Source organism: Pseudomonas sp. GW821-FHT07F01, from assembly GCF_059418825.1.
This window is the reverse complement of sequence record NZ_JBWKQO010000001.1, coordinates 447,149-464,809: the sequence shown is the minus strand read 5'-3', so window position 1 is coordinate 464,809 and position 17,661 is coordinate 447,149. Positions and strand designations below refer to the sequence as shown.

The window sequence follows — 17,661 nt, the reverse complement described above, 5'->3', positions numbered from 1 at the left end:
CGAGAATCATTGATTCTAAATCAGGGACAATCATGGACCGTATCGAATGCATGCGCGCCTTCGTCGTCACCGTCGACGAAAACGGCTTTGCCGCAGCCGCCCGCGCCATGGACGTGCCCCGTTCCAAGGTCAGCAAACAGATCCAGGCGCTGGAAGAGGCCATCGGCGTGCAACTGCTGCAACGCACCACCCGCAGCCTGCGCCTGACCGAAGCCGGTGCCGAGTACTACGAAAGCGTTCGGGAAGTGCTGGCCACGGTGGACGAAGCCGAACAGCGCGCGCGCGATGGCATCGCCGAGTTGCGCGGAGTGCTGCGAGTCAATGCACCGATGTCCTTCGGTCTGCGTCGGCTCGGGCCGCTGGTGCCGCTGTTCCACGAACAGCATCCGCTGATCGAGTTGCAACTGGTGCTCAGCGACCAGCAGGTGGACCCGCTGCGCGGCGGCTTCGATGTCACCCTGCGCATTGCCAGCCTGCCGGACTCGTCCATGGTGGCCCGCCAGCTGGCACCGGCACCGCGGATCATGGTGGCCTCCCCCACCTACCTGGCCCGGGCCGGCGTCCCGCGCCAGCCCAAGGACCTGAGCAGCCACCAGTGCCTGAACTACGGCTACCTGCAAAGCGGCGTCAGCCTGCAATTGAGCAACGGCAGTGACGTGCAGCGGGTGCATGTCACCGGGCCGCTGCACGCCAACAACGGCGACCTGCTGGCTCAGGCCGCCGAGGCCGGCATGGGCATCGCCCTGCTGCCGGATTTCATCGTCGAGGACGCCCTGGCGGCCGGGCGCCTGGTGCCGGTGCTCTGCGAATGGCAGGCGCCGCCCATCAGCATCAACGTGGTCTACCCCTCGGCGCGGCGGGTGCCGCAGAAGACCCGGGCCTTCATCGACTTTCTGGCGGGGCACCTGACCCAGAAAACCGCGGGCTGAACCTTGCAGCGGACGAACGTACGCCTTCACCCGCAGGCGGGCTCCTACACTCAACACAGGTTCCCGCTACTGGCGCAGCGCATCATGAAAATCTCCCTCAGGCTAGCCGTTTCCAGCATCCTCGGTGCCCTCGCCTACCTGGGCCTGGCGATCTGGGGCATGGGCGGTTTCTCCGCCTTCTTCGGCCATCCACAGTTGACCCTGATCGCCATCGCCACCCTGCTGATGGTAGTCGCCGCGCTGTACAGCGAAGTCAACCTGAGCAGCGGCGAGCAGGAAGACCAGGGCAACCGCTGGGTACTGCCGGTGTTCGGGGTGATCGGCCTGTTGAGCGGCTTCGTCCCGGCCTACAGCGACCGCATCGATTTCTGCACCTTCGGCGGCGAAGGCCTGCGCTGGCTCGGGGCCTTGCTGTTCATCCTCGGCGGCGGGCTGCGGCTGTGGCCGGTATTCATCCTCGGCCGGCGCTTCAGCGGGCTGGTGGCGATCCAGCCCAACCACCGCCTGGTGGTGGACGGCCTCTACCGCCACCTGCGCAACCCCAGCTACCTGGGCCTGCTGGTGAATGCCCTGGGTTGGGCCCTGGCGTTTCGCTCGGGGCTGGGGTTGTTGCTGGCAGCACTGACCCTGGTCCCGCTGATTGCGCGGATTCATGCCGAGGAGGCCTTGTTGCTCAAGCATTTCGGCGAGGAATACGAGGCCTATCGCGCCCGCAGCTGGCGCCTGCTGCCGGGCCTGTACTAAGGCTCTGTAAAAAAAATCAGACACGCCTGGCAGCCGGGACGCGCCGCTCTAGCACGCGGCTTTCACCATGAGCGAAAGCCCCATGCCAAGGGGCTTGCGCCCTTTACCCCCCTTACATTGGCCTGCGCTTTCTTGCAGTATTGATCCGCCCTGGAGGCTCGCCGCAGCAGTTCGCATCCTCCAGCGCCCGGTGTAAACCAAGAATAATCACCCCGAACTCGACAGCGAGATCACCCGGCAGATGCATCCCCAGAGCCCGTTCCACGGATTGGCCTGCACCCGCTCCACGGCCCCGCGCCTTGGCGGTGGTACGCTTGTCGACGCTCGCATCGCACTGCCCTGCCACTCCCCGCTGCACCCTGCCCAACGCCCTTGTGAGGTGCATGAGGTGCGCGCTGGCGTCATCGGTTTTCTCTTCCTGGACAGGCCCTGCCCATGAAGCTTCTGGTCAACCTGCCCATGGCCCTGTGCCGTTCCCGCCTGCGCCATTCCTCACGCCCTCCGGATCACTCGCCGCTGGCCTGATCGCGCTCCTGCGTGGTCCCTCCCAGACCTGATTTCTGCCCTTGCAACCGGCCCGTGCGCGGCGTCGTTGCAGGACCTGAAAACCTGCGCGCCCCACGGGCGCCAAGCGAGCACAAACATGAATTTTGCAGCCCTAGACGAAGCCCGGAGTTTCCTCGCCGCCAACCCCGATATCGACATGATCGAGCTGTTCATTCTCGACGCCAACGGCGTGCCCCGGGGCAAGCTGTTGCACCGCGAAGAACTGCTGGCGGTGTACGAAAGCGGCCGGCCCCTGCCCAGCACCATCCTTGGCCTGACCCTCAACGGCGACGACGTGGAAAACTCCGGCCTGGTCTGGGATGTGGGCGATATCGACTGCCGTGCCTACCCACTGGCCGGCAGCCTGGTACGCCTGCCCTGGCGGCAGATCCCTACCGCCGCGGTGCAGGTCAGCATGCACCCTCAGGAGGGCCTGCCCGCCAGCATCGCCGATCCGCGCCACCTGCTGATCAAGGTCATCGACGGCCTCAAGGCCGACGGTTACCACCCGGTGATGGCCTGCGAGCTGGAGTTCTACCTGCTGGACGCCAAGCGCGACAGCAACGGCCGGCCGCAACCGGCGCTGGATGCCGACGGCGGTCGCCCGCGCAGCACCCAGGTCTATGGCCTGCGCGAGCTGGAGCAGATCGAGCCGTTCCTCGCCGACCTCTACGCCGCCTGCAAACTGCAGGGCATTCCAGCGCGCACGGCGATCTCCGAATACGCCCCAGGCCAGGTGGAAATCACCCTGGAACACGGCGACGCCCTGGAAGCCATGGACCAGGCCGTGCGCTACAAGCGCCTGGTCAAGGCCGTGGCCCACAAGCACGGGATGCAGGCCACCTTCATGGCCAAGCCCTTCGATCACCTGGCCGGCACCGGCATGCACATGCACGTGAGCATCGCCGACGCCGCGGGCCGCAACCTGTTCGCCAGCCAGGACCCGGCCGGCACCCCGCTGTTGCGCCAGGCGGTGGGTGGCATGCTCGCGTCCCTGTTGGAGTCGCTGCTGCTGTTCTGCCCCAACGCCAACTCCTACCGGCGTTTCCAGAGCAACAGCTACGCGCCCCTGGCCCCCACCTGGGGCGTCGACAACCGCACCGTGAGCCTACGGGTGCCCGGCGGCCCGGCCAATAGCCGGCACATCGAGCACCGCATCTGCGGTGCCGACGCCAACCCCTACCTGGCAGCGGCGGCGATTCTCGCCGGCATCCATCGTGGCCTGCGGGAAAACCTCGACCCCGGCGAGCCGGTACAGGGCAATGGCTACGCCCAGGCCACCGAACTGCTGCCCACCGACTGGCTGACCTCGCTGGTGGCCCTGGAGCAATCGGCCTGGGCACGGGATGCCCTGGGCTCCGAATTCCTCGGTGTGTACCTGGCGGTCAAGCGTGCCGAGTACCGCCAGTTCATGGCCGAAGTCGGCGAGCAGGACTGGCGCTGGTACCTGACCCAGGCCTGAGGTCCGTCGCCGATCTGCCGCGCAGGGCTCGGGCGCATCCATTGCGTGCCGGACCCGCCGGCCCATCGACCGATTTCAAAGCCCTGGCCGCTGCCTGCCCGCAGCGGCCCGGCTCACTTTTTTGCGAGGTTCTATCCATGACAGCCGCCTTCGATCCGCGGACCCCGGCAGCCGAGCGCTGCCCCAGCTACTACAGCGCCACCCTGAACCAGGAAACCCACTACCCGACCCTGCAAGGCACTCATCAAGTGGATGTGGTGATCATCGGCGGCGGCTTCACCGGCGTCGCCAGCGCGGTGGAACTGGCCGAGCGCGGCCTGAAAGTCGCCATCGTCGAAAGCCACAAGATCGGCTGGGGCGCCACCGGGCGCAATGGCGGCCAGGTCACCGGTAGCCTCTCCGGCGATGAAGCCATGCGCAAGCAGATGCGCCGCCACCTGGGCGAGGAAGTGGACGATTTCATCTGGCACCTGCGCTGGCGCGGGCACCAGATCATCCAGCAGCGAGTGGAAAAATACGCCATTGCCTGCGACCTCAAGCACGGCCACCTGCACGCGGCCTACAAACCCAGCCACCTGCCGGGCCTGCGCGCCGACTACGAAGAAGCGGTGCGCCGCGGTATGGGCGACGAGGTCAGCCTGCTGGACCGGGCCCAGGTCCGCGGGCTGCTGGAAAGCGAGCTCTACCACGGCGCCATCAAGAACACCCGCAACCTGCACCTGCATCCGTTGAACCTGTGCATCGGCGAAGCCCGGGCTGCCGAAAGCCTGGGGGCGCTGATTTTCGAACACAGCGAAGTGCTGGAGATCATCCACGGCGAGCGCCCGGCGGTGGTCACCGCCCAGGGCCGCATCGACGCCCGGCAAGTGCTGCTGGCGGGCGATGTGTACCACAAGCTGGAACCGAAGAAACTCAAGGGCAAGATCTTCCCCGCCATGGGCGGCATCGTCACCACCGAGCCCTTGGGCGACCTGGCCAAGCGCCTCAACCCCGAGGACCTGGCGGTCTACGACTGCCGCTTCGTGCTCGATTACTACCGCATGACCGCCGACGGCCGCCTGCTGTTCGGCGGCGGCGCCAACTACAGCGGCAAGGACTCGCGGGACATCGCCGGCGAACTGCGCCCGTGCATCGAACGCACCTTCCCCGCGCTCAAGGGCGTAGGCATCGATTTCCAGTGGAGCTGCGCCATGGGCATCGTGATCAACCGCATCCCGCAACTGGGCAAGCTCTCGGACAACGTCTGGTACTGCCAGGGCTACTCCGGGCACGGCGTGGCCACCACCCACATCATGGGCGAGATCATGGCCCAGGCCCTGACCGGCCACCTCGGCCACTACGACACCTTCGCCGCCTGCCAGCACATCCGCGTACCCTTCGGCGACCAGTTGGGCAACCCGATGCTGGCGGCGGGCATGTGGTACTACCAGATGCTGGAGAAACTGCGCTGAGGGCCGGGCAAGCATCCGCGGGCCGCTGAACCGGCTTGCTGAACCGCCCCCTGTTCAGTAGGCTGCCCGCCCCTCGAAGGCATGGACCGCCCCGAGCCCGCGGGCGGTCCCTGTGCTTCGTCTTGTAAAGACCCGCCCAAGCCTGAGGCTTGGGCCCAGCGAGACCGCCGTTATCCGAGTCCTCGACCAGGAAAGAATCGACCGCATCAATCAAGACCTGACCCGCGCCTGGAAGGCTGATGTTGAAACCACCTGCGTCCTCTCGGGCATCCTGCTGCTCCCCTGCCTCATCCTCATCTGCCTGCTGGATGGCCCGCTGTTCGCCAAGGTCATCCTGTGCACCTTCCTCTGCCTGATGGTCGGTGGCTGGTGCACCGCCAAGTGGCTCAACGCCCAGGCGCAACCCAGGACCGACATCACGGACGTGAAGGTGGAGCAACTGGAAGGCTACTTCGACCGCCGCTGGGTTCGGAACGGCGGCAAGCCCTATATCGAATACAGCTTTGGCAAGCATTGGTTGCACATCCAGACCTCGGCCTGCAGCTTCTTCAGTGGCGACACCCAGTTGAAGCTCAACCGCCGCTATCGCGTCGACGCCCTGTACCTCACCGGCCATTCCAGCGCCTACACCGGCTATTACCTTCTGGAAGAAACCTTCAAGGAAATCTTCGATGACAGCGACCTCAGCGCTACGGAGAAAATCCAGATCGCCGAGCGTGAGAAGCGGATCAACCAGGACCTAGAGGAACAACACAAACGCCTCTACCGCCTCTATCGCAACCCCCAGGGCGAACTGGAAGCCGTGGCCATCGGCTTCAATTTTGCCGCCTGCTTTCTCACCGTACTCTGGTCGTACTGCGTCAGCCTGTACTGGGTGACCGCCCTCACCCTGGCTGCCCTGGGCCTGACCCTGCTGATCCCTGATACAGGCGCCGGCCACCACTGGTTCGCCCTGGGCTGGCTGCTCAGCGCCGGGGTATTCGGCGCGTGCGGCAACCTGTGGCGAGAAAGGCAGGTGCTGTCCAAGGGTTTTGTCCAGGTCGATGCCCTGCTGTCCTGCAACCCCGACCAGGCCAAGGTGCAGTACAAAAGAAAGGTCGAAGAGGCAGCGCCGGGGTTCGGTCAATAACCCCCGTTGCCCCGTGAAAGCGATCCGAGCCGCAGCTTGGGGCAAAAGAACTCCGAAGAAAGTCTGTGGATCACACCTGACTCTGCGGCCACAGCGTTCGATCAGCCATTGGTCGTGCCTTGAAAGCACGTTGGCCGTGGTAGATTCGCCCACCGGCCATCAGCGCCGCATGTCCAGAGACCCAGCCATGAACCAAGCGTTGTATCAGGGCGGCTGCCTGTGCGGCCAGGTCCGCTTCGAAGCCCGCGGGCCTGCCGCCAATCCCCACACCTGCTCGTGCCAATTGTGCCAGCGCCACAGCGGCGCGCTGACGCTGGCGTGGGTCGAATTCCCCCGAGAACGGGTGACCTGGACCGGCCCTGGCGGCGCACCGGCGACCTTCAGGTCGTCGGACTATTCGAGCCGGGCCTTTTGCCGGGCTTGCGGCAGCTCCCTGGGGGCCATCGATGATCAGCCGACCATTGCCTTGCTGCTGGGCTGCTTCGATGACAACCGCGACCCGGCCCTGATGCCGCACAGCCATTCGTTCAGCGACCGCTGGCCCGAGGGCTGGCAGCCCGCACCGACAACGCAGGATAAAGGCGAAAAGCATGAGTGAAGCACCGTCGCGCTGCAGCTCCCCCCTCGCCTCGAACGTCTGGACCTGGTACGGCCAGGACGAATACCGGAGGATCATCCTGTTGGGAGAACTGGGCGTGGCCCTGGAATTTCTCGCCCTGGACGCCAAGCGACAACGGGTGGAGGTCGGTTGCTGTGCCGAGTGCAATCTGTGGTCTGGCTATCTGGACTATCTCGCTGGTTTTGTGAAGCAGTTTCCGCTGCATCTGGCGCCGCACTTGCTGCCGCGCTTGCAAGCACTGTTAAGCGGCTGTGAAGTACTGTGCCGGGAAGCTTACGGCCTGACCCTGGAAGACAACGGCTTCGAACACCCGCAATGGCGACCGCTGCGAGAAGGCGCCCGCGAGGCGCTGGAGATATTGGGTTGGTCGCAGGTACGGGAGCATATGCCGGAGCTGACCAAGGATTGCCGTGAGGCGTTGCGCAGATGGCCGGATTGAACGCTCAAAGGGTGGCGGTGCTGCTCCGGGCCCCTTCGCCAGCAAGCTGGCTCCTACGGTATTGGGTGCAGCGCTGCCTGTAGGAGCCGGCTTGCCGGCGAAGGCGATTCGGCGGACCACACAAGTCCGTTGCTACAGGCCAGCTATCGCCGGGGTGTGGGGCAAGGCGCGTTTGTGGGCAGTGCGCAGGTAGGCACGCTCGATCAACTGGCGCACCGCGTCGGTAACGGGCTCGCCCATCAGGTAAGCGTCAATTTCTGCGTAGCTGCAACCATAAGCCGTTTCGTCCAGCTTGCCCGGCGCCAGTTCCTCCAGGTCCGCGGTGGGCGCCTTGTACACCAGATGCCCTGGCGCGCCGAGGGCCTCGGCCAGCAGCCGCACCTGGGTCTTGGTCAGCCCCGACAGCGGGGCCAGGTCGCAGGCGCCGTCGCCGTACTTGGTGAAGAAACCCATCAGGGCCTCGGCGCCGTGGTCGGTGCCCACCACCAGGCCGTTGCTGAAGTTGGCCACCGCGTACTGGGCCAGCATCCGCGCCCGGGCCTTGACGTTGCCCTTGACGAAGTCCGTGAGGGCCGGCGAAGGCTGCAGGCCGTCGATCCGCACCTGGTTCATCAGGCCCTCGACGCTGTCAGCAATGTTGCAAGTGCTCACCGCGTCGGGGCCTATGAAGTCCAGGCAAGCCTGGGCATCACTTTCATCCGCCTGTTGCCGATAAGGCAGGCGCATGGCGATGAAACGGGCCTCCTGCCCCGCGGCGCGCATCTGCTCCACCGCCAACTGGCACAGGCGGCCGGCGGTCAGGGAATCCACCCCACCACTGATGCCCAGTACCAGGGTGCTGCAGCCGGACTCGCGCAGTACCTGCTGGATAAAGGCCACACGCCGGGCGATCTCGGCGGCCTCGCCACCGCGAACCAGTTGCCGGTCAATGCCCAGTTCCCGGGCGATGCGTGCTTGGGTTGAATTGCTCATATGTCAGGCCTCCAGGGGCGAGTGGGCAAGATCGACGTTGAACACCTGGGCCGCGTAGCGGAGGAACGACGGGTCTTCGCAGACGTTCTTGATCGGGTCGTCGGAGAACTTCACCACCGGTTCGCCATGCACCCGCACCAGCTTCATCACGATGCTCAGCGGCTCCACGCCCTCCACATCACAGGCCAGGCTGGTGCCCATGCCGAAACCGAAGCGGGCCTGGCCACGCACGTGGCGCAGGATCGGCAGGCATTTCTCGAAGTTCAGGCCATCGGAAAACATCAGGTCCTTGGTCCGCGGGTCGATGCCCAGTTCCCGGTAGCGGGCCAGGACCTTGTCGGCCCAGAGGATCGGGTCCCCGGAATCCTGGCGCAGGCCGTCGTAGAGCTTGGCGAAGTACAGGTCGAAGTCCTTGAGGAAGAAATCGGTGCTGATGCAGTCGGTCAGGGCAATGCCCAGGCGCCCGCGGTACTCGTGCACCCAGTTCTCCAGGGCCGCGTTCTGGCTCTCGCGCAGCCGCCCCAGTTGCTGGTGCACCATCAGCCATTGGTGGGCCATGGTGCCGATCAGTGGCAGGTCGAACTCATAGGCCAGGTGCGCATTGCTGGTGCCGACGAAGACCCCGGGGAAATCGCTGCGCATGATCTTCACCACTTCGCGCTGAGCCTTGAACGACAGGCGCCGGCGGGTAGAGAAATCCGAAACGCGGAACTCGGCAAGCTCGTCGCGGCTGGCGTTTTTCTCCAGCCATTCGAACTTCTGGTAGAGCCGGCGGGTGACATCCTCAAGCTCCACCTCGGGGTACTTATCGCGGTTGCGCAGCTCGCTGACCATGGCCAGCACCGGCTGCTCGAACATGATGCAGTGCAGCATCGGGCCGCGGACGCGGATGCTCAGTTGGCCGTCGACCGCCGCCACGTGGATGTAGCGCAGGTTGAAGCGGAACAGGCCGAGGAACTGTTCGAAGTCAGGGGTCAGGTATTCACGAAAGCGCTTGTTGAACAAAAAGCGCTGTTCGCCTTCGCGCATCTGCAGGCCGGCAAGCTTTTCCAGCTCCTGGCGGATCTCGGGGATCAGGTGCACCAGTGACTCTCTGGAACGAACGATGAACTGGTATTCCACGTCCACATTGGGGTGCTGGTGCAACACCGCCTGCATCATGGTGAAGGTGTAGTAGTCGGTGTCCAGCAGGCTCTGGATCACGCCGTTGTTGCGGTCAAATGCACTTTCCATGGTGACTCCTCAAGCCTTGGCCAATCTGGCGGTTTCTTCGCGGGTCGCGGCAACCGTGATGCCCGCTTGTTGCATGTCGGCGATGGCCTGGGTAGCGCCCTCGGCGCTGATGGCCCGGCACGCCGGCAGGTGGATGAGCACCTTGAAACCGGCAGCGGCCAGTTGCAGGGCAGTGGTCTTGACGCAGAAATCCAACGCCAGGCCGCCGACTATGACTTGCTGTACGCCCTGGCCCTTGAGGTACTCGATGACCCCGGTGGACAGCTTGCCGTGCAGGTCGTGGTAGCAGGCGCCATAGGGGTGCAGGTCCGGCTCCACGCCCTTCCACACGAAGTAGTCGTAGTCATAGGGCGCAGGCAGTTCGTCCAAAAGGGTGAAGCCTTCAGTGCCCGGAACGCAGTGGCTGACCCAGGTCAGATCAGCATGTTCAAGGCCCGTGGGCTGGAGCATCTGGTCGTGCCCGGCCACCACCCAGGGAGCCTGGGGGCTGTGGGCGTCCTTGCTGCCGATACGCAGGCTGGCGAGGGTCGCCATGAAATTCAGCTCGCCGCCGATGCGATCGCCTTCGGTCACGGGCAACTCGTCCGGGCACAGCGGGGTAAAGCTCTTTTGCGCATCGACATCGAAGGAAGCGGTCTTCATCGTTTGGCTGTTCATGCTGGGTCTCTCCTCTGCATGGAGCACAAAGTACATGTCATGTACTTTCATGACAAGCCCTCCTTGGATTTTATTTTTCTCAATCGGACTTCAATCAAACCGAACAAATAAGCTGAAAAAGAAGATTCTCCGCCGACAAAAGCGATGCTAATGTACACGTCATGTACCTAACAAGGAAAAGCAGATGTTTGAACTGGCCCTCTATGGCGGCGCCTTCAACCCGCCCCACGCCGGGCACGCCCAGGTGATGCTCGAAGCCGCCCGCCATGCCCGCCGGGTACTGGTAGTGCCCAGCTTCCGCCACCCGGACGGCAAGCGCATGGCCGACTTCGAGCAGCGCGCCAGCTGGTTGCAGACAATCACCGCGCACCTGCAGCCAGAGTGCGACGCCGAGCTGGCGGTCAGCCGCCTGGAACGGCAACTGGCCCTGGCCGACCCGGGCCCGGTCTACAGCTTCACCCTGTTGCAACGCCTGGCCGACGACCTGGCCCTGGACGGCAAACGCATCGCCCTGGTGGTGGGCGAAGACGTGGCGCGCCAGTTGCCCAGGTTCCATCGCGGCGAGGAACTGCTGCGGCGCTTTTCCGTCCTCTGCATCGAAGAGCAGCCCGGGGTGCGCAGCAGCGTGTTGCGCCAATGCCTGGCCCGTGGCGAAACGCCGCCCAGGCAATGGCTGGCTCCGGGAATGAATCCGCTAAACTACGGCCTCTACGCCGTCCACGGAAGTTGATATGCACGACCGCACCACCCTCCCCAGCGCCTACCTGCACACCATCGACCTGTGCCTGCTGCGCTATCACCGCGAACGCGGCGAGCTGCAGATCCTCCTCCATCAACGGGATGCCGAGCCCTTCGCCGGGCACTGGGCGCTGCCGGGCATCGTGGTCAACGGCGACGTCGAAGACCGCAGCCTGAATGACGCGGTGGAACGCCTGCGCCGTTCGAGCAAGGTGGACATGCCCCTGGCCTGGCTGGAACAGGTGGGCACGGTGGGCGACGCCTTTCGCGACCCGCGCTGCTGGTCGTCCTCGACCTTCTACCTGGGGATCCTCAGCGAGCCGGTGGAGCCCGCCGCGCAACAGGGCTTCTTCGCCCTCGGCGAGGTGGCCAGCGGTGCCTTCAAGCTGCCCTTCGACCACAACGCCCTGGTAGCCCAGGTGCACGAGCGGCTGTTTTCCAAATCCCTGTACAGCAGCCTGCCGCTGATGTTTCTCGGCAACGAGTTCAGCGCCCCCGAGGCGGTGAGCATCTTCTCCCTGGTGCTGCAGCGTCCGGTGCTCAAGACCAGCATCCGCCAGCGCCTGCTGAAGATGAGCGAGGCCGGCTACCTGCGCGACACCGGGCGCAAGAAGAGCGGCGACGGCGGCCGGCCTCAGGCCACCGTGGAGCAGCTCAAGCCCGCCGAGCTGTATTTGTTCGATCGTTGTTTCCTGGAGTGATAGCCCCCATGAGTTCCACCCCCGACACCCAGTGCCTGCTGGAAACCCCGTACTTCAAGGTGGTCCGTGAGAACGGCTACTTCATCATCAAGGAAGCCCAGGCGGTGAACGGCGTCGTGGCCGTGCCGACCCTGGCCGATGGCCGACTGATGCTGGTCAACCTGCGGCGCCGGGCCATCGGCGGCCAGTCCATCGAGTTTCCCCGGGGCGCCATCGATGTCGGGGAAAGCGCCTGCGACGCGGCGGCCCGGGAACTGCTGGAGGAAACCGGCTGGCAAGCCTCAGAGGTACGCCAGCTGGGGCTGCTGCACAGCAACACTTCGCTGATCGCCAGCGCCGTGGCGGTGTGCCAGGTGCAGATCGCCGAGCAGCAGGCCGCCGCCACCGATGGCGAAGTGGACCATGTGCTGTGGGCCAGCCGCCAGGAGTTGCTGGCAATGATCGCCGCCGGCCAGATCACCGATGGTCACACGCTGTCGGCAGCGATGATGCTGCTGGCCAGCGAGTCGGCCTGACGCCCCCATTTCTCCAGGGCAAAGTCGACAAAGCTGCGCAGCTTGGGCAGGCGATAGCGGTCCTGGGCATAGAGCAGGTGCATCGTCCGAAAGGGCAACTGATAGTCCTGCAGCACCGGCACCAGCCGGCCCTGCTGCAGGTCTTCCTCCACCAGCGCATCGGGCATCATCACCAGCCCCAGGCCACCCCGCGCCGCACGATGCAAGCCGGACGAGGTGTTGGCCAGCAATGACCCCGACACCGGAATCTGCACATCGCCTTCAGGCCCGCGCAACGGCCACAGGGTGGCGGTGGCGCTCCACTCATCACCGGCCGGGTAGGCAAATGCCAGACAGTTGTGCCGCTGCAGGTCCTCGGGGACCTGGGGCGTGCCGCAGCGCTCCAGATACTCCGGCGCAGCGCAGATCGTCAGGGTGTAGTCCTGCAGGCGCCGGGCAATCAGCGAGGCGTTGTCCAGGTTGCCCAGGCGCACCGCCACATCGAAGGTGCCATCGGTCAGGTCGAAGCGCTGGTTGGCCAGGGTCAGCTCGACCTTGACCTGGGGGCAGCGCTGGCGGAACTCGTCCAGCGCTGGCGCCAGGCGTTCGGTGCCGAAGGTCAGGGGTGCGGTGATGCGCAAGGTGCCGGTGGGTTCGCCCTGGGCCTGCTCCGCCAGGCGCTCGGAATCCGCCACCAGCCCCAGCACCGCCAGGCAGCGCTGGTAGTAGTCACGGCCAAAATCGGTAAGCCGCTGGCGCCGTGTCGTGCGGTTGAGCAGACGCACCCCGAGGCGCTGCTCCAGGGCCCGCAGGTGATTGCCCACCATGGTGGTGGACATGCCGCACTCCCGGGCCGCGGCGGTCATGTTCCCCGCCTCCACCACCTTGACGTACACCGACATTGCCTGGAACAGATCCATTATCAATCCTGACTTCAAGATGATTAAAGAAATAGCGAGTTTATCTAGCCTGGGTGGCTAACGATACTGATAGCACACCCCCAAGATGGAGCCGCCCGCCATGACCGCCGCCTGCCTGATGAGCACCTACCAACCCCTCGCGCTGAGCTTCTGCAAAGGCCTGGGCAGCCGTCTCTGGGACCAGGCCGGGCGAGAGTACCTGGACGCCATCGCCGGGGTCGCGGTGACCGGTATCGGCCACAGCCACCCACGGCTGGTCGGCGCCATCAGCGAACAGGCCGGCCTGCTGCTGCACAGCTCCAACCTCTACGACATCCACTGGCAGCAGCAACTGGCCGCCAAGCTGACCCGGTTGAGCGGCATGGACCGGGCGTTCTTCAACAATTCCGGGGCCGAGGCCAACGAGACCGCCCTCAAGCTGGCACGCCTGCACGCCTGGCACAAAGGCATCGAGCAGCCCCTGGTGGTGGTCATGGAAAACGCCTTTCATGGCCGGACCCTGGCCACCCTGGCCGCCAGCGACGGCCCGGCAGTGCGCCTGGGCTACGGCCAGTTGCCAGGCGGTTTTCTCAAGGTGCGCTTCGGCGATCTGGTCGCCCTGGAATCGGCCGTCGCCGAGCATGCTCCACGCATCTGTGCCGTATTGATGGAGCCGATCCAGGGGGAAAGTGGCATCCAGCTGGCCCCACCCGGCTACCTCAAGGCCGTGCGCGAGCTGTGCACCCGGCGCAACTGGCTGTTGATGCTCGACGAGATCCAGAGCGGCATCGGCCGCACCGGGCGCTGGTTTGCCTGCCAGCACGAAGACGTGGTGCCGGATGTGATGACCCTGGCCAAGGGCCTGGGCAACGGCATTCCCATCGGCGCCTGCCTGGCCCGGGGCAAGGCTGCCCAGCTGTTTACCCCGGGCAGCCACGGCAGCACTTTCGGCGGCAACCCCCTGGCCTGCCGCGCGGCCTGCACCGTACTGGACGTCATCGAGGACCAGCAGTTGCTGGCCAACGCCGAACAGCGCGGTGCCCAACTGCTGCGGCGGCTGCGCGAGGAACTGGCGGTGCATCCGGCGGTGCGGGAGATTCGCGGACTGGGGCTGATGGTGGGTATCGAACTGCGACAGCCGGCCCGAGAGCTGGTGCAGGTCGCCGCCCGTGACCACGGGCTGCTGATCAATGTCACCCGGGGCACCACCATCCGCCTGCTGCCACCCTTGGTGATCAATGGGCAGGAAGTGGAGATGATCGTCGATGGGCTGCGTCAGACCCTGGAGGCGCTCTAGCCTGGGCGAGGCGGGGCAATGCAGTCGGCAGGCACCGGGGCGGTCAGCGCCTGCCCCGGCCTCCGCCCATGGGCTTCAGTCGTCCAGCGCCTTGGGCGCTGCGGCGGGCTTGGCCGCCTTGCCGGCCTTGGCATTGGCCGGCTTGGCCTCCGGCTCGGGGGCCGGAGCCGGCGCTGCGGCCTGTTTCTCCGCCGCCGGCAACTGGTCGACGGCACTGAAGACTTCCTTGAGCTCGATGGCCCCGGAGTGCTCCAGCTTCTTCTCGCCGTCCTTGCCCACCAGGATCACCTTGGTCTGCGCCCCGGCGCCCAGCTTGAGGCTGCGGATCAGGGCCATGGTGGATTGCGGGTCGATGTCCTTGCCATCGCGCTGGCCGATGGTGTTGATCACCGTGTACAGGACCATGTTGCGTTCGTTGAAGGCTTGACGGGTGGCCGGCTCTTCCAGGGACTTCTTCAGGCTCACCAGGGTCGGGTCCACGGTGCTGGGGGCAATCACGATCAGTGGCCGTGACTTGCCCAGGTCCTGGGTCAATGGGCCGTCGTTGTCGGCCGCCAGGACAGGGCCGGCAACAGCGAGCAGAGTAGCGAAGGTCAATGACCGAATGAACATGCGTCTCTCCTTATGTTTTCCACGCAGTAATGATTGCGCATTGCGGGAAAAGGTCCAGGCCGGGACTCAAAATCTGACATTTTTTTGCCCACGGCGCCGCGCTGGTCGTCGGCTTGCCACAGGCCGCGCACGACCGGGGCTGGCGCCCTTCGAGCGGTCGGCACAACCAGGTTCGCGGTAAGGTTTTGTTGCATATGCAGCAGGAGCGCAGCCCGACAACGACGCCCCTGCAGCACTCGTTCCAACAGCCTTGCGCCCGTTCTTTAATATTCGAATCAATACAACAGCGGCCCTGGGTTGTTTATAAGAACCGCTGCACGACACATTCAACCCACACAACTCCAGCGCTCTTAACAACCATTGAAACGAACCACTCGCAGAACCTCCGGCAACAATCAACAAGAAGATTCCGAAAGTTTTAAACTTATGCCTAAAGTGTCATTTTTCAAACGTCAGAAAACAGGCGCGAATCTCCTACCCCGATAGAAAAATCTGTCTATATCAAGGCTTACAGAGGCCTCTCAGATTTTTGCCACAGCCCACGCCACGGGCCGCCGCGGCCTTTTAACTGCTGCCCTGCAACAACTCTAAGTTACATGCCCAGGCCTGCTTGAATTGCAGCAGACAATGATCTGGAGCAAATAACCGAAGCCATCACTACTTGTTCTTTTATTGCCGAGGGAACTATAGTGCGGCGCGGCACGGACAGCCCGATACGGCACAACTATAAAGCGGCAACTCGCCCTATTACCGAACACTATCCCTTACGGGTTTTTTCGAATGAGCGTCCGATACCGATGATCCCCCTCCTCATCTGCGATGACTCGAGCATGGCCCGCAAGCAGGTGCTGCGGACCTTGCCCAGCGAGTGGCGGGTGTCCGTGACCCAGGCCTGCAACGGGCGCGAAGGCCTGGAAGCCCTGCGCCGCGGGCTGGGCAAGGTGGCGCTGCTGGACCTGACCATGCCCGTGATGGACGGCTACCAGGTCTTGAGTGCGGTGCAGGAAGAAGGCATCGAGGCGCAGATCATTGTCATCTCTGGCGACATTCAAGAAGAAGCCGTGCGCCGCACCCGCGAGCTGGGCGCACGGGCCTTCCTCAAGAAGCCCTTCGACCCGCAGCAACTGCGCGCCCTGCTCAACGAACTGCAACTGCTGGACAGCACTGACGCCAAGCCACTGGCAGCCCCTTCGCCAGCACCGGTGGTGACCTTTCGCGACGCCTTCCGGGAAACCGTCAACGTTTCCATGGGCTACGCCGCGGCGCTGATCGCCAAGGTCCTGGATGTCTTCGTGCACCTGCCGATTCCCCACGTCAATGTGCTGGAAGCCGGCGAGTTGCAGATGCTCCTGGCCGATGCCAACCGCGCCCGGCAACTGACCGCCATCTGCCAGAGCTACATCGGCAGCGGCATCGCCGGCGAAGCCTTGCTGATGTTCTACGACTCCGAAGTGGCCGACATCGCCCAGTTGATAGAGCAAGGCACCGACCCCTACCAGGAAATGGAAGTGCTGATCGACCTCTCCAGCGTGCTGATCGGCGCCTGCCTGAGCAGCATCGCCGACCAGCTGGACGTGTTCTTTTCCGTGGGCCATCCCCAGGTACTGGGGGAACACACCACCATCGACGAGCTGATCGTGCTCAACCAGCAGCGCTGGAAAAAGACCCAGGCGGTGGAGATCAGCTACAGCCTGGAAGAACAGAACATCCACTTCGACCTGTTGCTGTTGTTCACCGAAGGCTCCATGGCCTTGCTGGAACAGAAGCTCGCCTACCTGATGAGTTGAGCCATGCCCAAGAGAATGGATTTCAGTGAATTGCACTGGTTGCTGGCGGTGGTCCAGAGCATCGACGTGGGTATCGTCGTGCTCGACCTGGAGTGCCGGGTCCAGGTGTGGAACAGCTTCATGGAGAACCGCTCCGGGGTGCCCTCCAAGCAGGCCATCGACCAGTCGTTCTTCGAGCTGTTCCCCGAGGTCGAGCGCCCCTGGTTCACCCGCAAGGTGGGGCGCGTGGTGGCCCTCGGCACGCCGGCCTTCACCATCTGGAAGCAGCGGCCGTACCTGGTGCATTTCAACAACTACCAGCCGATCACCGGCCAGGGCGAGTTCATGTACCAGAACACCACCCTGCTGCCGCTGCGTTCCTCCAACAGCGAGATCCACCACGTCTGCCTGGTGATCTACGACCTGACCGACGTGGCAATCAACAGCCTGGCCTTGCAGAAGGCCAACCAGCAGTTGCAGCACCTGTCGCGCACCGACCACCTGACCCAGCTCTACAACCGCGGCCACTGGGAACAGCGCCTGCAGTTCGAATACAGCCGCCACGGCAGCAGCATCGCCCTGCTGATGCTGGACATCGATCATTTCAAGTCGATCAACGACCGTCACGGACACCAGGCCGGCGATGCAGTGATCAAGCGCGTCTCCGAGCTGATCCACCAGCATGTGCGCGACAGCGACGTGGCCGGGCGCTATGGCGGCGAGGAGTTCGCCATTCTCCTGCCCCACACCGACCTTGCCGGGGCCCGCACCCTGGCCGAGCGCTTGCGCCAGTCGGTGGAAGAGCAGGAGGTGATCCACAACGGCCAGGCCATCGCCTTCACCATCAGCCTGGGCATCGCCTGCCTCGACCGTCCGGCCCGGGATCATCGCTGCCTGATCGAGTGGGCCGACCAGGCGCTGTACGCCTCCAAGCGCGCCGGGCGCAACCGGGTCAGTACCTACGCGCCTTGAA

The 17,661-nt window shown here is 64.6% G+C and carries 18 protein-coding genes; 13 read left to right on the top strand and 5 right to left on the bottom strand.

Annotation, left to right across the window (positions count from 1 at the left end):
- Window positions 1-32: 32 nt before the first annotated feature.
- The 7 genes from AC07R1_RS02175 to AC07R1_RS02145 all read left to right on the top strand — a co-directional run bounded on the left by AC07R1_RS02175 (window position 33) and on the right by AC07R1_RS02145 (window position 7,319).
- On the top strand, window positions 33-929 hold the full coding sequence (locus tag AC07R1_RS02175; RefSeq protein WP_342403594.1) for a LysR family transcriptional regulator: 897 nt from the start codon (window positions 33-35) through the stop codon (window positions 927-929).
- A gap of 84 nt (window positions 930-1,013) precedes the next feature.
- Entirely contained in the window at window positions 1,014-1,673 is a 660-nt protein-coding gene (locus AC07R1_RS02170) for a methyltransferase family protein (protein WP_174394975.1), read from the top strand.
- A 643-nt stretch (window positions 1,674-2,316) separates the two neighbouring features.
- A complete protein-coding gene (locus AC07R1_RS02165; RefSeq protein ID WP_495110048.1) occupies window positions 2,317-3,681 on the top strand; it encodes a glutamine synthetase family protein in 1,365 nt (454 codons plus the stop codon).
- Between the two features lie 137 nt (window positions 3,682-3,818).
- A complete protein-coding gene (locus AC07R1_RS02160; protein WP_011060769.1) occupies window positions 3,819-5,132 on the top strand; it encodes an NAD(P)/FAD-dependent oxidoreductase in 1,314 nt (437 codons plus the stop codon).
- Between the two features lie 112 nt (window positions 5,133-5,244).
- Window positions 5,245-6,261, top strand: a complete 1,017-nt coding sequence (locus AC07R1_RS02155; protein WP_220224193.1) for a DUF2628 domain-containing protein — start codon at window positions 5,245-5,247, stop codon at window positions 6,259-6,261.
- A gap of 187 nt (window positions 6,262-6,448) precedes the next feature.
- Window positions 6,449-6,859, top strand: coding sequence for a GFA family protein (locus tag AC07R1_RS02150; protein ID WP_495110047.1), 411 nt, complete (start codon window positions 6,449-6,451; stop codon window positions 6,857-6,859).
- Window positions 6,852-7,319 carry a hypothetical protein gene (locus AC07R1_RS02145; RefSeq protein ID WP_495110046.1) on the top strand — a complete coding sequence of 156 codons (468 nt, stop codon included), beginning with the start codon at window positions 6,852-6,854 and terminating at the stop codon, window positions 7,317-7,319. The genes AC07R1_RS02150 and AC07R1_RS02145 overlap by 8 nt, the downstream gene beginning before the upstream one ends.
- Before the next feature lie 132 nt (window positions 7,320-7,451).
- On the opposite strand, the gene nadE is transcribed toward AC07R1_RS02145, so the two are convergent.
- Genes nadE through AC07R1_RS02130 form a run of 3 tightly spaced genes read right to left on the bottom strand, consistent with a single transcriptional unit; the run spans window position 7,452 to window position 10,181 of the window.
- Entirely contained in the window at window positions 7,452-8,291 is an 840-nt protein-coding gene (gene nadE, locus AC07R1_RS02140; RefSeq protein ID WP_065363761.1) for an NAD(+) synthase, read from the bottom strand.
- A gap of 3 nt (window positions 8,292-8,294) precedes the next feature.
- A complete protein-coding gene (gene pncB, locus AC07R1_RS02135; protein ID WP_011060764.1) occupies window positions 8,295-9,524 on the bottom strand; it encodes a nicotinate phosphoribosyltransferase in 1,230 nt (409 codons plus the stop codon).
- 9 nt (window positions 9,525-9,533) lie between these two features.
- Entirely contained in the window at window positions 9,534-10,181 is a 648-nt protein-coding gene (locus tag AC07R1_RS02130) for a nicotinamidase (protein WP_495110045.1), read from the bottom strand.
- 184 nt (window positions 10,182-10,365) lie between these two features.
- Between AC07R1_RS02130 and AC07R1_RS02125 the strand changes: the two genes are divergently transcribed.
- From AC07R1_RS02125 to AC07R1_RS02115, 3 genes are read left to right on the top strand one after another with little or no spacing between them, the layout of a single operon-like run.
- Window positions 10,366-10,911, top strand: coding sequence for an adenylyltransferase/cytidyltransferase family protein (locus AC07R1_RS02125; protein WP_019094417.1), 546 nt, complete (start codon window positions 10,366-10,368; stop codon window positions 10,909-10,911).
- A 1-nt stretch (window position 10,912) separates the two neighbouring features.
- Window positions 10,913-11,620 carry an NUDIX hydrolase gene (locus AC07R1_RS02120; protein WP_011060761.1) on the top strand — a complete coding sequence of 236 codons (708 nt, stop codon included), beginning with the start codon at window positions 10,913-10,915 and terminating at the stop codon, window positions 11,618-11,620.
- A gap of 8 nt (window positions 11,621-11,628) precedes the next feature.
- Entirely contained in the window at window positions 11,629-12,135 is a 507-nt protein-coding gene (locus AC07R1_RS02115) for an NUDIX hydrolase (protein ID WP_019094419.1), read from the top strand.
- On the opposite strand, the gene AC07R1_RS02110 is transcribed toward AC07R1_RS02115, so the two are convergent.
- Window positions 12,087-13,034, bottom strand: a complete 948-nt coding sequence (locus AC07R1_RS02110) for a LysR family transcriptional regulator (protein ID WP_019094420.1) — start codon at window positions 13,032-13,034, stop codon at window positions 12,087-12,089. The two genes, AC07R1_RS02115 and AC07R1_RS02110, sit on opposite strands and share 49 nt — an antisense overlap.
- 100 nt (window positions 13,035-13,134) lie before the next feature.
- Between AC07R1_RS02110 and AC07R1_RS02105 the strand changes: the two genes are divergently transcribed.
- The gene (locus AC07R1_RS02105; protein WP_495110044.1) at window positions 13,135-14,310 is read left to right on the top strand and encodes an aspartate aminotransferase family protein; all 1,176 of its coding nucleotides are present in this window, start codon (window positions 13,135-13,137) and stop codon (window positions 14,308-14,310) included.
- A 75-nt stretch (window positions 14,311-14,385) separates the two neighbouring features.
- On the opposite strand, the gene AC07R1_RS02100 is transcribed toward AC07R1_RS02105, so the two are convergent.
- Entirely contained in the window at window positions 14,386-14,922 is a 537-nt protein-coding gene (locus tag AC07R1_RS02100; protein WP_011060757.1) for a DUF4174 domain-containing protein, read from the bottom strand.
- A gap of 797 nt (window positions 14,923-15,719) precedes the next feature.
- On the opposite strand from AC07R1_RS02100, the gene AC07R1_RS02095 reads away from it, so the two are divergent.
- Both AC07R1_RS02095 and AC07R1_RS02090 read left to right on the top strand, forming a co-directional pair.
- Window positions 15,720-16,709: a response regulator gene (locus AC07R1_RS02095; RefSeq protein WP_011060756.1), complete on the top strand. Its 990-nt coding sequence runs from the start codon at window positions 15,720-15,722 to the stop codon at window positions 16,707-16,709.
- 3 nt (window positions 16,710-16,712) lie between these two features.
- Window positions 16,713-17,660, top strand: coding sequence for a sensor domain-containing diguanylate cyclase (locus AC07R1_RS02090; protein WP_011060755.1), 948 nt, complete (start codon window positions 16,713-16,715; stop codon window positions 17,658-17,660).
- Window position 17,661 lies beyond the last annotated feature (1 nt).

What these genes read in the sequence shown, in the direction of transcription:
- AC07R1_RS02175 (WP_342403594.1), top strand. Translation starts at nt 33, where the DNA reads ATGGACCGTATCGAATGCATGCGCGCCTTCGTCGTCACCGTCGACGAA.
- AC07R1_RS02170 (WP_174394975.1), top strand. Translation starts at nt 1,014, where the DNA reads ATGAAAATCTCCCTCAGGCTAGCCGTTTCCAGCATCCTCGGTGCCCTC.
- AC07R1_RS02165 (WP_495110048.1), top strand. Translation starts at nt 2,317, where the DNA reads ATGAATTTTGCAGCCCTAGACGAAGCCCGGAGTTTCCTCGCCGCCAAC.
- AC07R1_RS02160 (WP_011060769.1), top strand. Translation starts at nt 3,819, where the DNA reads ATGACAGCCGCCTTCGATCCGCGGACCCCGGCAGCCGAGCGCTGCCCC.
- AC07R1_RS02150 (WP_495110047.1), top strand. Translation starts at nt 6,449, where the DNA reads ATGAACCAAGCGTTGTATCAGGGCGGCTGCCTGTGCGGCCAGGTCCGC.
- AC07R1_RS02145 (WP_495110046.1), top strand. Translation starts at nt 6,852, where the DNA reads ATGAGTGAAGCACCGTCGCGCTGCAGCTCCCCCCTCGCCTCGAACGTC.
- nadE (WP_065363761.1), bottom strand. Translation starts at nt 8,291, where the DNA reads ATGAGCAATTCAACCCAAGCACGCATCGCCCGGGAACTGGGCATTGAC.
- pncB (WP_011060764.1), bottom strand. Translation starts at nt 9,524, where the DNA reads ATGGAAAGTGCATTTGACCGCAACAACGGCGTGATCCAGAGCCTGCTG.
- AC07R1_RS02130 (WP_495110045.1), bottom strand. Translation starts at nt 10,181, where the DNA reads ATGAACAGCCAAACGATGAAGACCGCTTCCTTCGATGTCGATGCGCAA.
- AC07R1_RS02125 (WP_019094417.1), top strand. Translation starts at nt 10,366, where the DNA reads ATGTTTGAACTGGCCCTCTATGGCGGCGCCTTCAACCCGCCCCACGCC.
- AC07R1_RS02120 (WP_011060761.1), top strand. Translation starts at nt 10,913, where the DNA reads ATGCACGACCGCACCACCCTCCCCAGCGCCTACCTGCACACCATCGAC.
- AC07R1_RS02115 (WP_019094419.1), top strand. Translation starts at nt 11,629, where the DNA reads ATGAGTTCCACCCCCGACACCCAGTGCCTGCTGGAAACCCCGTACTTC.
- AC07R1_RS02110 (WP_019094420.1), bottom strand. Translation starts at nt 13,034, where the DNA reads ATGGATCTGTTCCAGGCAATGTCGGTGTACGTCAAGGTGGTGGAGGCG.
- AC07R1_RS02105 (WP_495110044.1), top strand. Translation starts at nt 13,135, where the DNA reads ATGACCGCCGCCTGCCTGATGAGCACCTACCAACCCCTCGCGCTGAGC.
- AC07R1_RS02100 (WP_011060757.1), bottom strand. Translation starts at nt 14,922, where the DNA reads ATGTTCATTCGGTCATTGACCTTCGCTACTCTGCTCGCTGTTGCCGGC.
- AC07R1_RS02095 (WP_011060756.1), top strand. Translation starts at nt 15,720, where the DNA reads ATGATCCCCCTCCTCATCTGCGATGACTCGAGCATGGCCCGCAAGCAG.
- AC07R1_RS02090 (WP_011060755.1), top strand. Translation starts at nt 16,713, where the DNA reads ATGCCCAAGAGAATGGATTTCAGTGAATTGCACTGGTTGCTGGCGGTG.